Consider the following 13,561-nt stretch of genomic DNA (forward strand, 5'->3'; position numbering starts at 1 on the left):
ATGACGGCGAAAAGTGAAGCATACGTTGCAAGGATTTGGACAGAGAATCCGCCATCGCCCGCAACCCACTCTACCTCACCCCCTACCGCTTCCTGAACCGGAACACCGCGAGGCTTCCCCGCCAGTTCGGCAGAAAGCTCACAGGCTTTCCATCGTGCAACGCCACGCGTTCGAGCACTTCGAGTCCGACCTCGTGGGCAAGTTCCTCGAAATCAAAAATCGTGGCGCAGCGCAGGTTGGGCGTGTCATACCACTCATAGGGCAAGGATTTGGACACCGGCATGCGGCCGCGCAGCAGGGCAAGGCGGTGGGGCCAATACGCAAAATTGGGGAAGGAAACGATGGCTTCGCGGCCGACGCGGGCGATTTCCTTGAGCACGCCCTCGACGTTCTCGATCATCTGCAGCGCCGAGAGGCACAGCACGGTATCGAAGGCATCGTTTTCGAACATCGCGAGGCCGCCTTCCAGGTCTTGCTGGATCACCGCCACGCCGCGCTCCACGCATTGCGGGATCTTGGCATCGTCGATCTCGACGCCATAGCCGATGCATTGCTTGTCGGTCTGCAAATAGTCGAGCATCACGCCGTCGCCGCAGCCGAGGTCGAGTACATGCGCGGCCGGAGGCACCCAATGCGCGATGAAGGCGAGGTCGGCGCGCAGGGCGCTGAGTTCCTGGAAATTCATGCCGCCCTCCGCTGCGCGATCTCTTGCCAGATGCGTTCGTAATACGCGCGCACGGTGTTCATGTAGCGTGGGTCTTCCAACAGGAAGGCGTCATGGCCGTGCGGCGCGTCGATTTCGGCATAGGTGACCTTGCGCTTGTTGTTGACCAGGGCCTGCACGATCTCCCGGCTGCGTTGCGGCGAGAAGCGCCAGTCGGTGGTGAAGGAAACCAGCAGGAAGCGGGCCTCGGTCTGCGCAAGCGCGCGGGTGAGATCGTCGCCATGCTCGCGCGCCGGGTCGAAGTAATCCAGCGCCTTGGTGATGAGCAGGTAGGTGTTGGCGTCGAAGTATTCCGAAAACTTGTCGCCCTGGTAGCGCAGGTAGGATTCGATCTCGAAGTCGATGCCGAAGCCGAACTGGTAGTCGCCGTTGCGCAGGCGGCGGGCGAATTTCTCGGCCATGCTGTCGTCGGACAGGTAGGTGATGTGGCCGATCATGCGCGCCACCCGCAGGCCGTTGCGCGGCACCACGCCGTGGGCGTAGAAGTCGCCGCCATGGAAATCGGGATCGGTCAGGATGGCCTGGCGGGCGACGTCGTTGAAGGCGATGTTCTGGGCCGACAGCTTGGGCGTGGAGGCGATCACGATCGCGTGCCGCATCCGGTCGGGAAACAGCATGCTCCAGGACAAGGCCTGCATGCCGCCAAGCGAGCCGCCCATCACCGCCGCGAACTGGCGGATGCCGAGTTCGTCGGCGAGGCGCGCCTGCGCCCGCACCCAGTCTTCCACGGTCACGACCGGGAAGCTGGCGCCGTAGGGCTTGCCGGTCGCCGGATCGGGATGCATCGGGCCGGTCGAGCCGAAGCAGGAGCCTAGATTGTTGACGCCGATGACGAAGAAGCGGTCGGTGTCCAGCGGCTTGCCCGGTCCGACCATGTTGTCCCACCAGCCGACGCTCTTCTTGCCGTCGGCGCCGACGTACATGCCGGCGACGTGGTGCGAGGCGTTGAGGGCATGGCAGACCAGCACCGCGTTCGAGCGGTCGGCGTTCAGGGTGCCGTAGGTTTCGTAGACCAGGGTGTAGTCGGCGATCGACGCGCCGCTGGACAGGCGCAGCGGCGTCTTGAAATGCATGGATTGCGGTGTGACGATTCCGAGGGACGACATACGGGTCCAGGTTGAGGTTTGCCGTCAGCGGCCGACCATGAAAAAACCCGGCCGCTGATTCAGCTTGCCGGGCTCGTTGCTTGATCGTCTGGAGGCGTTGACCAAGGCACGCTTTAGCCGTATTTGTAACGCGCCCGCAAGCTGATTATCAAATCGGCGCAATTGGCAAGGATAGCGAAACTGAAAGAGGGCGTCAAACCGGCGGCAGGCGCCGGGTCGGCAAGCGCGGCCGGAGGCTTTAAAAATCCGGCAACATCCCCATGTGGGGCACAGGCGGAGGGAATGTCCGGCATCCCGCTCCCGAAACTTGCCATCCCGGTAATGAAATCCGCTATGGCGGTGGCGGCGCCCGCGGTGTTCCATCCACGCAAACCACCGATTGCCGTTAGAATCAGAACCAATCGCTCATCAGCTAATACCCACAAGGTTTCTATGGTCCCCCACCTCGTCACGGCCCTGAACGGCCCGCTTCTCGATCTCGAAAAGAAAATCCTGAACGCCACCCCGGCCATCGAGCGCTGGTTCCGGCTGGAATGGATGGAGCATACGCCGCCCTTCTATTGCTCGGTCGACCTGCGCAACGCCGGCTTCAAGCTGGCCCCGGTGGATACCAACCTCTTCCCCGGCGGCTTCAACAACCTGTCGCCGGAAATGCTGCCGCTGGCGGTGCAGGCGGCGATGGCGGCCATCGAAAAATATTGTCCGGACGCGAAGAACCTGCTGCTGATCCCCGAAAAGCACACCCGCAACACCTTCTACCTGCAGAACGTCTCGCGCCTGATCCAGATCTTCCGCCAGACCGGCCTGAACGTGCGCCTCGGCTCCCTGTCGGACGAGGTCAAGGAACCGACCAACATCGAGCTGCCCGACGGCACGGTGCTGACGCTGGAGCCGCTGGAGCGCTCGGCCAACGGCCGCCGCCTCGGCCTCAAGAACTTCGATCCCTGCACCATCCTGCTCAACAACGACCTGTCCGGCGGCATTCCCTCCATCCTGGAGAACCTGCCGGAGCAGAACCTGCTGCCGCCGCTGCACGCCGGCTGGGCGGTGCGGCGCAAGACCAACCACTTCGCCGCCTATGACGAAGTGGTCAAGAAATTCGCCAAGATGATCGACATCGACGGCTGGATGCTCAACCCCTACTTCGCGAAGTGCGGGGAAATCAATTTCCACGAGCGCACCGGCGAGGAATGCCTGGCGTCCAACGTCGACATGCTGCTGACCAAGATCCGCAAGAAGTACAAGGAATACGGCATCAAGGAAACGCCCTTCGTGATCGTCAAGGCCGATGCCGGCACCTACGGCATGGGCATCATGACCGTGCGCGATGCCAGCGAGGTCAAGGACCTCAACCGCAAGCAGCGCAACAAGATGGCGGTGGTCAAGGAAGGACTGGAAGTCTCCGACGTCATCATCCAGGAAGGCGTGCATACCTTCGAGCGCATCAACGACGCGGTGGCCGAGCCGGTGGTGTACATGATCGACCGCTACGTGGTCGGCGGCTTCTACCGGGTGCATGCCGAGCGCGGCGTCGACGAAAACCTGAACTCGCCCGGCGCGCATTTCGTGCCGCTGGCCTTTGCCCAGCAGCATGCCCTGCCCGACCTGCAGGCCAAGCCGGGCACGGCCGCGCCCAACCGCTTCTACATGTACGGCGTGCTGGCGCGCATGGCCTTGCTGGCGGCGTCGATCGAACTGGAAAAGACCGACCCGAACCCGGAAGTCTATTAAATGAAAATCGCCTTCTTCGCCGATCCGCTCGATCACTTCAAGATCTACAAGGACACGACCTTCGCCATGATGCGCGAGGCCGCGCGCCGGGGCCATGAAGTGCATGCCTTCGAGCAGCGCCACATGGCGCTGGAGAACGGCCGCGTGGTGGCGGAGGTCGCCCGCATCCACCTCACCGGCGAGGACAAGGCCTGGTTCCGCGCCGATCCGGCGCAAGCCGGCGGGCTGGACCGCTTCGACGCGGTCATCGTGCGCAAGGACCCGCCCTTCGACATGGAGTACATCTACGCCACCTACCTGCTCGAACTGGCAGAGCAGCAGGGCGCGAAGGTGTTCAACAAGCCCGAGGCGATCCGCAGCCACAACGAAAAGCTGTCCATCGCCCGGTTTTCGCAGTTCACCGCGCCGACCCTCGTCACCAGCGACGACCAGCGCATCCGCGCCTTCCACGCCGAGCACCGGGACATCATCCTCAAGCCGCTCGACGGCATGGGCGGCATGGGCATCTTCCGCGTCCGCGAAGACGGCATGAACCTGGGGTCCATCATCGAGACCCTGACCGTCAATGGCAGCCGCACCATCATGGTCCAGCGCTACATCCCGGCGATCGTGGCCGGCGACAAGCGGGTCCTGCTGATCGGCGGCGAGGTCGTGCCCTATTGCCTCGCCCGGGTGCCGCAGAACGGCGAGGTGAGGGGCAACCTGGCGGCGGGCGGCGTCGGCGTGGCCAAGGAACTGTCCCCGCGCGACCGGGAAATCGGCGAGGCGCTGGCGCCCGAGCTTTGGAAACGCGGCCTATTGCTGGTAGGATTGGACGTGATCGGCGACTGCCTCACCGAAGTCAACGTGACCAGTCCCACCTGCTTCCAGGAAATCACCCAGCAGACCGGCTTCGACGTGGCTGCCATGTTCATCGACGCCCTGGAACGGCAATGACGCCCAAGCCGGCAAGTCCGGCATGCATCCGGGCATGGCGAAACGCGACAAGAAAAGAACCATGTTGACCAGGGAAACCGCCCGCGGCGCGACGATGCGGCCAGCCGGCACACGACACACATGATTGGCATCCTCCTGCTTACCCACGCGCCGCTCGGCACCGCCTTCGTCGAGGCGGCGACGCACGTCTTCCGCGGCCGTCCCGAACGCATGGAAGCCATCGACGTGCGCGCCGACCAGGACACCGCCGAGGTCAACCGCATCGCCAGGGAAGCCATCGCCCGCATCGACGACGGCTCCGGCGTGCTGGTGATCACCGACGTCATGGGCGGCACTCCCTCGAACTGCACGCACCGGCTGGGCGAGCCCGGCCACGTGGAAGTCATTGCCGGCATCAGCCTGCCCATGCTCCTGCGCGCGCTCACCTACCGCAACGACACGCTCGACGTGGTGGTCGAGATGGCGCTTGCCGGCGGACAGAGCGGCGCGGTGCGCGTGGACAACCGCGTCCGCCTTTCCCCGAACTGACACGAACTGAAACCAACCGAGACCAACAGAAAAAAGAGACATGGTTCAACAGGAAATCGAAATCATCAACAAGCTTGGCCTGCATGCCCGCGCCTCCGCCAAGCTCACGCAACTGGCAGGCAAGTTCAAGAGCGAGGTCTGGCTGACCCGCAACGCCCGCCGCGTCAACGCCAAGTCCATCATGGGGGTCATGATGCTGGCCGCCGGCAAGGGCTCGAAGGTCACGCTCGAGGCCGACGGAGCGGACGAAAAGGAATGCATCGATGCGCTCGCGGGCCTGATCAACGACAGGTTCGGCGAAGGCGAATGACGACTCCACTCTGACGGGCGCATCCCATGGCTTCCTTCACGCTCCACGGCATTCCAGTCTCGCGCGGCATCGCCATCGGCCGCGCGCACCTGCTCACGCGCGCCGCGCTCGACGTCAAGCATTACCTCATCCCGGAAGAGCAGGTCGAAGCCGAGGTGCAGCGCCTGCAGAAAGCCATCGCCACCGTCCACAAGGAACTGCAGACCATCTGGAACGAGCTGCCCAAGGATTCGCCGGCCGAACTGGGCGCCTTCATCGACGTGCATGCGCTCATCCTCTCGGACCCCATGATCGCCGAGGTGCCGCTGGACATCATCCGCACGCGCTACTACAACGCCGAATGGGCGCTGGTGACGCAGATCGACGAGCTGTCGTCGCAGTTCGATGAAATCGAGGATGCCTACCTGCGCGAGCGCAAGGCCGACATCCAGCAGGTAGGCGAGCGCGTGCTCAAGGTGCTGACCGGCACCGCCGCCACCCAGCTTGCCGGCAGCAGCACCGACGAAGCCACCGGCCGCATGATCATCGTCGCGCACGACATCTCGCCGGCCGACATGCTGCAGTTCAAGGACCGCGCCTTCGGCGGCTTCGTCACCGACCTCGGCGGCCAGAACTCGCATACCGCCATCGTCGCCCGCAGCCTCGACATTCCCGCCGCGGTCGGCATGTTCAATGCCTCGGCGCTGATCCAGCAGGACGACTGGGTCATCATCGACGGCGACGCCGGCGTGGTCATCGTCGATCCCACGGCCACGCTGCTCGAGCAATACCGCGAGCGCCAGACGCGGCTCATCCGCGACCGCAAGAAACTTTCCAAGCTGCGCAAGACGCCCTCCATCACCGAGGATGGCACCGAGATCGCGCTGCTGGCCAACATCGAATTGCCGGAAGACTGCGCGGCGGCGATGGAATCGGGCGCGGCCGGCGTCGGCCTGTTCCGCTCGGAATTCCTGTTCATGGGCCGCACCGGCGTCTCGCACAAGCTGCCGTCGGAAGACGAGCAGTTCGAGTCCTACCGCAAGGCGGTGCTGGCCATGAAGGGCAGGCCGGTGACCATCCGCACGCTCGACATCGGCGCCGACAAGCCGCTGGACGACGCCGAGCAGACCGCGCTCAATCCCGCGCTCGGCCTGCGCGCCATCCGCTTCTGCCTCGCCGAGCCGCAGATGTTCCTCGCCCAGCTGCGCGCCATCCTGCGCGCCTCGGCCTTCGGACCGGTGCGGCTGCTGGTGCCGATGATGGCGCATTCCTTCGAGATCGACCAGACGCTGGCCATGATCGAGCAGGCCAAGACGCAGCTGCGGGAAGCGGGCCAGAAATTCGATCCGCTGATCCCGGTCGGCGCCATGATCGAGATTCCCGCCGCGGCGCTGACCCTGCCGATGTTCGTGAAGAAGATGGACTTCCTGTCCATCGGCACCAACGACCTGATCCAGTACACGCTGGCGATCGACCGCGCCGACCACGAGGTGGCGCATCTCTACAACCCGCTGCACCCGGCGGTGCTCTACCTGTTGTCGTCGACGATTTCCATCGGCACCAAGGCGGGCGTGCCGGTGGCGGTATGCGGGGAAATGGCGGGGGATGTGCGGCTGACCCGGCTGCTGCTGGGCATGGGGCTGCGGGAATTTTCCATGCATCCGCGCCAGTTGCTGGCGGTAAAGCAAGAAATCCTCAACAGCGACCTGAACGTGCTGGCGCCGCAGGTGAAGAAGATCCTGAAATCCTACGATCCGGTGGCGATCGCGGAAGCGGTGGAGCAGTTACGGGGGGAGTGAGGGCGCATTGAGGGCGCATTGAGAGCAAGGCGGATCGGTCCGCCTTGCCACGCGTTCCAGACGGCCCGGCGGGCCGGTCCCTCGTTCTCAGCCTGCCAGTTTTTTCTTCAGCAATTCCTGCAGCTGCGCCGGATTCGCCTTGCCCTTGGTCGCCTTCATGGCCTGGCCGACGATGGCGTTGAAGGCCTTTTCCTTGCCTGAACGATACTCTTCCACCGACTTCGCATTCGCCGCCAGCACCTCATCGACGATTTTTTCCAGCGCGCCGCTGTCGGAAATCTGCTTCAAGCCTTTCGATTCGATGATCTCGTCGGCATAGGCATCCTGGCCGGACGGGGTTTCCCACATCGCGCCGAACACTTCCTTGGCGATCTTGTTGCTGATCGTGCCATCGGCGATGCGCTGCAGCAGCACCGCAAGCTGCGCGGCCTTGACCGGCGCGGCGCCGATGTCCACGCCTTCGCGGTTGAGGGTGAAGGAGACGTCGCCCATCAGCCAGTTGGCGGCGGTCTTGGCAAGGTCGCGGCCCGCCTTGCCGACCACGCCTTCGAAGTAGGCGGCCATGGCCTTGGATTGCGTGAGCACCATGGCATCGTATTCCGGCAGGCCGTAGTCGCGTACGAAGCGTTCGCGCATGGCGCCCGGCAGTTCCGGCATGGAAGCCTTCACGCGCTCGATCCAGTCCTGCGCGATCACCAGCGGCGGCAGGTCGGGGTCGGGGAAGTAGCGGTAATCCTGCGCGTCTTCCTTGCTGCGCATGGAGCGCGTTTCCTTGCGGTCCGGGTCGTAGAGGCGGGTTTCCTGCACCACCCGGCCGCCGTCCTCGATCAGCTCGATCTGGCGCCGCACCTCGTAGTTGATGGCTTCTTCCAGGAAGCGGAAGGAGTTGAGGTTCTTGATTTCGCAGCGGGTGCCGTATTCCTTCTGGCCGAGCGGGCGCACCGAGACGTTGGCGTCGCAGCGGAAGGAGCCCTCCTGCATGTTGCCGTCGCAGATGCCCAGCCACACCACCAGCGAATGCAGCGCCTTGGCGTAGGCCACGGCTTCGGCGGCGCTGCGCATGTCGGGCTCGGTCACGATTTCCAGGAGCGGCGTGCCGGCGCGGTTGAGGTCGATGCCCGACATGCCGTGATAGTCTTCATGCAGGGACTTGCCCGCGTCTTCCTCGAGGTGGGCGCGGGTGAGTTGCACGGTCTGCATCTGCGGCTTGCCATCCTTCTCGACGACGAAGGAAATGGTGCCGCCCTGGACCACCGGGATCTCGTACTGGCTGATCTGGTAACCCTTGGGCAGGTCGGGGTAGAAGTAATTCTTGCGCGCGAAGATGGAATGCGGCGCGACCTTCGCGCCGATGGCCAGGCCGAACTGGATCGCGCGTTCCACCGCGCCCTTGTTCAGCACCGGCAGCACGCCGGGCAGGGCCAGGTCCACCGGGCTGGCCTGGGTGTTGGGCTCCGCGCCGAAGCGCGTCGAGGCGCCGCTGAAAATCTTGGATTCGGTGGAGAGCTGCGCATGCGTCTCCAGGCCGATGACGACTTCCCATTGCATAGGTCTGTTCCTTACTCTTGATATTGGCAGGTGCCGGTCTTCAGGTTCACCGACAGCTCCGTGAAATTTCCCCGCGATCCGCACAGCGCCGGGCAGCTGGGCTTGATCGACAACTGGTCGCCTTCGCGTTCGAGGCGGATGCTGCAACTCGGCAGGCGGGCGAACTCGTAGCCGCGCCGTTCGCGTGCCGCCTGCGCGTCGCTCAAGGTGACGCGCCACTCGCGGCCGGCGCCCACTTCGCGGCTTTCGGCGACGAGGCCGTCGCCGTCATCGATGCTGCATTCAAAGCCATGCGTGCTTCGGAACAGCGACGACTCCCAGCGGAAAGCATCGATCTTGTCGCCGTGCAGCCGCATCTCGCCCGCGTCGGCATAGATGACGCTTTCGCCATGGTCGCTGCCCTTCGTGCTGCACGAGAACCTGGCATCCAGATCTTGCGCCACGACAGGCAAGGCAACCATCAGCAGCAGGGCGGCTGGCAGGCGCATGCTCAGACGCCTTCGGGCGCGCGGCGATGCCAGTCGGTGACGCGCTGGAACTGGTGCGCGACGTTGAGCAGCCTGGCTTCGTCGAAATAATTGCCGATGATCTGCAGGCCCACCGGACGCTTGCCGTTCTTGTCGCCCTGGCCGAAACCGCAGGGAATCGACATGCCGGGCAGGCCGGCGAGGCTGGTGGAGAGCGTAAAGATGTCGGCAAGGTAGTTCGCCACCGGATCGTCGGCCTTGTCGCCGATGTCCCAGGCGACCGTCGGGCAGACCGGGCCCATGATCACGTCGCACTGCGTGAAGGCGTTCTTGAAGTCTTCCGCGATCAGGCGGCGGATCTTCTGCGCCTGCAGGTAGTAGGCATCGTAATAACCATGCGACAGCACGTAGGCGCCCACCAGGATGCGGCGCTGCACCTCGTGGCCGAAGCCCTCGGCGCGCGACTTGCTATACATGTCGGCCAGGTCCTTGTATTCCTTGGCGCGGTGGCCGTAGCGCACGCCGTCGAAGCGCGACAGGTTGGACGAGGCTTCCGCCGGGGCGATCACGTAATAGACGGGAATCGACAGTTCGGTCTTGGGCAGGGACACGTCCACCAGCGTGGCGCCGAGCTTTTCATATTCCGACAAGGCGGCGCGCACCGCCTGTTCGACGTCGGCGGCGAGGCCGGGGCCGAAGTATTCGCGCGGGATGCCAATCTTCAGGCCCTGCAGCGGCTTGTCGAGGTCGCGGGCGAAATCCTCGGCGGGGCGCTCGAGGCTGGTTGAATCCTTGGCATCGAAGCCGGCCATGGCGTTGAGCAGCAGGGCGCAGTCTTCGGCGGTCTGGGCCATCGGGCCGCCCTGGTCGAGCGAGGATGCAAAAGCGATCATGCCGAAGCGCGACACGCGGCCGTAGGTCGGCTTGATGCCGGTGACGCCGCACAGCGCCGCAGGCTGGCGAATCGAGCCGCCGGTATCGGTCGCCGTGGCCGCGGGCGCGAGGCGCGCCGCGATGGCCGCCGCCGAGCCGCCGGACGAGCCGCCGGGAATGGCTGCTTTGTCCCACGGATTCTTCACCGGGCCGAAGTAGGAATTTTCGTTCGACGAACCCATGGCGAATTCATCACAGTTCAATTTTCCGAGCGTCACCATGCCGGCATTGCGGAACTGTTGCACCACAGTAGCATCGAAGGGGCTGATGTAGCCTTCCAGCATCTTCGAGCCGGCGGTGGAACGCCAGTCGCGCGTCACGAAAATGTCCTTGTGCGCGATGGGGATGCCGGTCAGGGGCGTGACCTCGCCGCGGGCAAGGCGCGCATCCGCTTCGGCGGCCTGGGCCAGCGTGAGGTCGCGGTCGACGTGCAGGAAGGCATTGAGGTCGCTTTTCCCGATGCGGTCGAGATAATGCGTTGCCAGTTCCTTGGCGGAGACTTCCCTGGCTTGCAGCAGGGAAGACAATTGTTTGAGGGTCTTGTTGTGCATGGATGTCGGAATGTCGCGGAGGAGGTCGCGCCGGATGCCCGGCGCCCGTTGTTCGATGGCTATTCGATGACCTTGGGCACGAGATAGAGCCCGTCCTGCGTGGCGGGCGCCGGCTTCTGGTAGTCTTCGCGGCGGTTGGGCTCGGTCACCGCGTCCTCGCGCAGCCGCAGCGAGACATCGTTCTGGTGGGCGGCGATCGGATGGTTCAGCGGCTCCACGCCGGAAGTGTCGACAGCGCGCAACTGCTCGACCAGCGAGAAGATGCCGTTGAGCTTGTCGAGGGTCTTGCCCGCCTGGTCTTCGTTCAGGTCGAGCTGCGCCAGACGGGACAGGCGCTTTACGTCGGAGAGGTCAAGTGACATGGTTGGATAGATGTTTGGACAAGCATTTCGGACGGGATTGTACAGGAATGCAAATTGTGTTCTTGTTCTGGCAAAAACTTGCCAAAAGGCCGCATGTGGCCTGCATTTTTGGAGTTTCCGTCGACTAATCTCACGTGAATTATAAGGTAGAATGTCGGGTTAAGACTTTGCCGGCAAAGGCGTGAGGAAGGCCTTGCCAGGCTTGCAAAAAGGGCACGCTTGCAAGGGACGCAACAAGGTCCCGCGCAGCGGAATCGACCTCAAATAAAAAGGCGCAACAACGCGCATCGGGACCATACATGTTCGGATTTTTACGCAGTTATTTTTCTAACGACCTGGCGATCGACCTGGGCACGGCCAATACGCTGATCTACGCGCGCAACATGGGCATCGTGCTCGACGAGCCTTCCGTCGTGGCGATCCGCCAGCAGGGCGGCCCCAACGGCAAGAAGACCATCCAGGCGGTCGGCAAGGAAGCCAAGCAGATGCTGGGCAAGGTGCCGGGCAACATCGAGGCGATCCGCCCGATGAAGGACGGCGTGATCGCCGACTTCACCGTCACCGAGCAGATGCTCAAGCAGTTCATCCGCATGGTGCACGACTCCAAGCTGTTCAAGCCGTCCCCGCGCATCATCATCTGCGTGCCCTGCGGCTCCACCCAGGTCGAGCGCCGCGCCATCCGCGAATCCGCGCTCGGCGCCGGCGCTTCCCAGGTCTACCTGATCGAAGAACCGATGGCCGCCGCGATCGGCGCCGGCCTGCCCGTCTCCGACGCTACCGGCTCCATGGTGGTGGACATCGGCGGCGGCACCACCGAGGTCGGCATCATTTCCCTCGGCGGCATGGTCTACAAGGGCTCGGTGCGCGTCGGCGGCGACAAGTTCGACGAAGCCATCGTCAACTACATCCGCCGCAACTACGGCATGCTGATCGGCGAACAGACCGCCGAGCTGATCAAGAAGGAAATCGGTTCCGCCTTCCCGGGTTCCGAGGTCAAGGAAATGGAAGTCAAGGGCCGCAACCTGTCCGAAGGCATTCCCCGTTCCTTCACCATCTCCAGCAATGAAATCCTCGAGGCGCTGACCGACCCGCTGAACAACATCGTGTCCGCGGTCAAGAACGCGCTGGAGCAGACGCCGCCCGAACTTGGCGCCGACATCGCCGAGAAGGGCATGATGCTCACCGGAGGCGGCGCGCTGCTGCGCGACCTCGACCGCCTGCTGATGGAAGAGACCGGCCTGCCCGTGATCGTTGCCGAAGATCCGCTGACCTGCGTGGTGCGCGGCTCCGGCATGGCGCTCGAGCGCATGGACAAGCTTGGCTCCATCTTCTCCTACGAGTAAAGTAAAGCTGGCGCGGCGCTTTCCGGTTTCGGCCGGGCGCGCCGCCAGGCCTTGGTTCCGGCCGGCCCCGGTGGCTGACAACATCGCCGGCGACCGGACCAGCGCAGATTTCGTCTTCAGACAGTTCCTCCGCAGATCCTGATGGAATACAGTCCGCCGCCACTCTTCAAGCAAGGCGCCTCCGCGCGCGCGAAAGTGGTGTTCTTCTCCCTGATCGCCCTGATCCTGCTGGTCGCCGATTCCCGCCTGCGTTCCCTGGGCATCGTGCGCCAGGTCGCAGGCACCGTGCTGTATCCGCTGCAGGTGGCGGCCATGCTGCCGCGCGATGCCGCCACCATGGCCGGCGACTATTTCACTTCGCTCTCCACGCTGGAACGGGAAAACAAGGCGCTCAAGCAGGACAAGGTGCTCAATGCCCAGACCCTGCAGCAGGTGCACCAGCTCGCGGCCGAGAACGACCAGCTGCGCAAGCTGCTGGCTGCCAACGAGCGCGTGCCGATGAAGTCGGTGCTGAGCGAGATTTTGTACGACGCGCGCGACGCCTATACCCGCAAGGTGGTGGTCGACCGCGGCAGCCGCCAGGGCGTCTCGCCCGGCCAGCCGGTGATCGACGACGTCGGCGTGGTCGGCCAGGTGACGCGCGTCTTCCCCTTCACCGCGGAAGTCACCCTGCTCACCGACAAGGACCAGGCCATCCCGGTGCAGGTGGTGCGCAGCGGCCTGCGCAGCATCGCCTACGGCCAGGGACATTCCGGTTCGCTCGACTTGCGCTTCATGCCGACCAACGCCGACATCAAGAGCGGCGACACGCTCGTCACTTCTGGCATCGACGGCGTCTATCCGCCCGGCCTCGCGGTGGCCAAGGTCACGCATGTCGAAACCAAATCGTCGGATGCCTTCGCCCGCATCACCTGCCAGCCGATCGCCGGCATCGACCGCAACCGCCAGCTGCTGATCCTGCTCAACGAAACCAAGCTGCCGCCGCCGCCTCCGCCCGAAGAGGCGAAGGACGGCAAGAAGGACAAGGGCAAAAAGCGCATCGCCGAGTTCAAGGATGGCAAGAAGGATGCCGGCGCGGCGCCAGCGGCGCAGGGCGCTGCCCAGCCGGCCGCGCAACAACCGGCCGCGCAGCAACCGGCCGCGCAGCCGGCGACGGGACAGCAGCCCGCCTCAGGCAACGTCCCCGCGAAACCCTCGGCTGCGCCAGCCCCGGCCGGCGCAGCCGCCAAGCCCGCGCCAAAAGG

General features: G+C 64.4%; 13 protein-coding genes. 7 read left to right on the top strand and 6 right to left on the bottom strand.

Translation table 11 applies throughout. The annotated features are described in order from the left end of the window. Positions 1–82: 82 nt before the first annotated feature. Both metW and metX read right to left on the bottom strand, forming a co-directional pair. A complete protein-coding gene (gene metW, locus G3574_RS22495) occupies positions 83–685 on the bottom strand; it encodes a methionine biosynthesis protein MetW (RefSeq protein ID WP_163967791.1) in 603 nt (200 codons plus the stop codon). Further along, complete coding sequence (metX, locus tag G3574_RS22500) at positions 682–1,830, bottom strand: homoserine O-succinyltransferase MetX (protein ID WP_163967792.1); 1,149 nt, start codon at positions 1,828–1,830, stop codon at positions 682–684. The genes metW and metX overlap by 4 nt, the downstream gene beginning before the upstream one ends. Positions 1,831–2,262: 432 nt before the next feature. Between metX and gshA the strand changes: the two genes are divergently transcribed. From gshA to ptsP, 5 genes are all read left to right on the top strand, one after another. Continuing rightward, the gene (gshA, locus tag G3574_RS22505; RefSeq protein WP_163967793.1) at positions 2,263–3,561 is read left to right on the top strand and encodes a glutamate--cysteine ligase; all 1,299 of its coding nucleotides are present in this window, start codon (positions 2,263–2,265) and stop codon (positions 3,559–3,561) included. After that, complete coding sequence (gshB, locus tag G3574_RS22510) at positions 3,562–4,497, top strand: glutathione synthase (protein WP_163967794.1); 936 nt, start codon at positions 3,562–3,564, stop codon at positions 4,495–4,497. Positions 4,498–4,617: 120 nt separating this feature from the next. Further along, positions 4,618–5,025 carry a PTS sugar transporter subunit IIA gene (locus G3574_RS22515; protein ID WP_163967795.1) on the top strand — a complete coding sequence of 136 codons (408 nt, stop codon included), beginning with the start codon at positions 4,618–4,620 and terminating at the stop codon, positions 5,023–5,025. Positions 5,026–5,065: 40 nt separating this feature from the next. Continuing rightward, complete coding sequence (locus G3574_RS22520) at positions 5,066–5,335, top strand: HPr family phosphocarrier protein (RefSeq protein ID WP_163967796.1); 270 nt, start codon at positions 5,066–5,068, stop codon at positions 5,333–5,335. Between the two features lie 26 nt (positions 5,336–5,361). Beyond that, on the top strand, positions 5,362–7,113 hold the full coding sequence (ptsP, locus tag G3574_RS22525) for a phosphoenolpyruvate--protein phosphotransferase (RefSeq protein WP_163967797.1): 1,752 nt from the start codon (positions 5,362–5,364) through the stop codon (positions 7,111–7,113). Between the two features lie 87 nt (positions 7,114–7,200). Here the strand turns inward: ptsP and gatB are convergent, their stop codons facing one another. Genes gatB through gatC form a run of 4 tightly spaced genes read right to left on the bottom strand, consistent with a single transcriptional unit; the run spans position 7,201 to position 10,974 of the window. Continuing rightward, the gene (gatB, locus tag G3574_RS22530; protein WP_163967798.1) at positions 7,201–8,661 is read right to left on the bottom strand and encodes an Asp-tRNA(Asn)/Glu-tRNA(Gln) amidotransferase subunit GatB; all 1,461 of its coding nucleotides are present in this window, start codon (positions 8,659–8,661) and stop codon (positions 7,201–7,203) included. Positions 8,662–8,672: 11 nt separating this feature from the next. Then, complete coding sequence (locus G3574_RS22535; protein ID WP_163967799.1) at positions 8,673–9,149, bottom strand: hypothetical protein; 477 nt, start codon at positions 9,147–9,149, stop codon at positions 8,673–8,675. 2 nt (positions 9,150–9,151) lie between these two features. Next, positions 9,152–10,612, bottom strand: coding sequence for an Asp-tRNA(Asn)/Glu-tRNA(Gln) amidotransferase subunit GatA (gatA, locus tag G3574_RS22540; RefSeq protein WP_163967800.1), 1,461 nt, complete (start codon positions 10,610–10,612; stop codon positions 9,152–9,154). Positions 10,613–10,671: 59 nt separating this feature from the next. After that, positions 10,672–10,974 (bottom strand): Asp-tRNA(Asn)/Glu-tRNA(Gln) amidotransferase subunit GatC, encoded by a 303-nt coding sequence (gene gatC, locus G3574_RS22545; RefSeq protein WP_163967801.1) that lies wholly within the window; start codon positions 10,972–10,974, stop codon positions 10,672–10,674. Positions 10,975–11,273: 299 nt separating this feature from the next. Here gatC and G3574_RS22550 point away from each other — a divergent pair, with 299 nt between their 5' ends. Together G3574_RS22550 and mreC are read left to right on the top strand one after the other, a co-directional pair. Beyond that, the gene (locus G3574_RS22550) at positions 11,274–12,317 is read left to right on the top strand and encodes a rod shape-determining protein (protein WP_163967802.1); all 1,044 of its coding nucleotides are present in this window, start codon (positions 11,274–11,276) and stop codon (positions 12,315–12,317) included. A gap of 141 nt (positions 12,318–12,458) precedes the next feature. Beyond that, a partial coding sequence (gene mreC / locus G3574_RS22555; RefSeq protein WP_163967803.1) for a rod shape-determining protein MreC occupies positions 12,459–13,561 on the top strand: 1,103 nt, incomplete at its 3' end.

The organism is Noviherbaspirillum galbum (assembly GCF_010974945.1).
Taxonomy (GTDB): domain Bacteria; phylum Pseudomonadota; class Gammaproteobacteria; order Burkholderiales; family Burkholderiaceae_D; genus Noviherbaspirillum; species Noviherbaspirillum galbum.